The 1,788-nt window shown below is 28.9% G+C and carries 1 protein-coding gene; it reads right to left on the bottom strand.

Annotated elements, in window-relative coordinates; translation table 11 throughout:
• Positions 1-343: 343 nt before the first annotated feature.
• A partial coding sequence (locus tag J7M77_RS16750) for a transposase (RefSeq protein WP_296880637.1) occupies positions 344-1,788 on the bottom strand: 1,445 nt, incomplete at its 5' end.

Raw genomic sequence — 1,788 nt, forward strand, 5'->3', positions numbered from 1 at the left:
TGGATTTACTTAGGTTTTTGCTTTAAATGATAGATTTTGATTGTTTAGGGATAATTTTAGTTAATATAATAGTTATGTAATAAGCTAAATAAGAACCAAAACTACCAATAATAATATCATTAATATCGAAATATCCCTTTAAAGTAATGATTTGAACTAATTTAACTACACTGACGCTCCAACGGCTAAAGCACGTCGGGTTCTTATATACACAAACTTCCAAATATACTCGAAAGCATATAAGACTAATTTGTTTCCATAAGACTTTCACTATCAATCATTCCAACGAATGAATTAACGATAGCTTAAGGGTCGCATCAAAACCCGTTTATATATTTTTGTTTTAAATTGCTATACTACTTAAATTTTTATGACCCGTTAATCTTTTTACTTCTAAATTATGAAGTCGATAAAAGTTTTCAAATCGTTCATTGCATTTAGCAGTATCAAAATCCTTTAAATCATCTGATATATTCATTATCAGGAAAGCAGAATATAAATCTCTTTGTATTTTAATTCCATCAAAATCATTCCATCTTTGTTTCAATGTCTTTTTATTATAAGTTCCATCAAAATGATTGAACTGACTTGCCTTTGCATTCCAAGTATCAATCTTAATCAGTTGTCTGTTATGATAAGATAACTTCCTATCAATAATATCTAACAACATCGCAGGTGCACGATTAGCAATAGATTTTCCAAACCTTTTCTTTCTCTTAAATTTACCCTGTTTATTCTTTTCAGTTTTAGCAGATTTCTTAGCAAGTTTTGAAAAATTCATTGTTTCAACATAAATATTATCGCCAAGAGAAATAATTCGATTTGCCAAACACTCATGCTGATATTTTCTAACATCTGCCTGTTTACGGTTTAATTCTTTTAATTCGTTCTGATATTCAATATAATGATTTGATTTATGCCATGTTACTTTTTTATTGCCTTGTTTCTTGACAGTTCCATCTTCATTATAATTATTTGGGTTAGTTGCTTTTCGGCTTCTATCCATTTTTCTTAATAGTATACGTTTCTGATTCTCAATATTTTGAACTTTATCTGCAAGTTCTAATATTTTTACATCAGTAGCAGATGAGTAGGCAATAGTTGATGTACCAATATCTAAGCCAACATCACCCTGTCCAATACAATGTTTAATTTTACCAGTTCCTGTATCTACTTTGACAGGTGGATTTCCTTTGAAAACTATCTGAACATAATATTTATATTTGTTTCTCACATATTTTCTGACAACACGACAATATGAAATATCTGATTGCATCGCTTGATATTCATAACAGTTGTCATAATCAATCACTACAGGTATTTTTAATCCTTTCCATAGGAGAGTATCATCTTTAAAACGAATTCCTGTTTTATTTGATTTTCCTTCTAATGAATTAAAATTACCATGTTTTTTATAATGTATTTTCTCTCCATTTCCATAAAAGAGTTTATTGTATGATTTCCAGAGTCCAGAAGCAATTTTTTGAGCTGTGAAAGAATCAATATTATCAGAAAAATGTTGCTGCATTTTCTTTACATCTGCATGAAACGAATACTCTGACATACCATATTGTTTTCTAATGTCATTGATTTGTTTCCAAACAGTTTTATCTTTCTTTTTGTCGCCCGATAACTGTAACATAAGATTTCTATATTTCTTAGTTTTAATCATTTCTTTATAATGCTTTTGTGTTACTGTTACCAAAGAATTATAAATCTGTCTGCCAATCTCAAAACGTTTATCTAAGATATCTTCCTGATATTTTTCTGTTTTAAGAGGAAACTGAA

This window comes from Thomasclavelia sp., assembly GCF_017889095.1.
GTDB lineage: Bacteria > Bacillota_I > Bacilli_A > Erysipelotrichales > Coprobacillaceae > Thomasclavelia.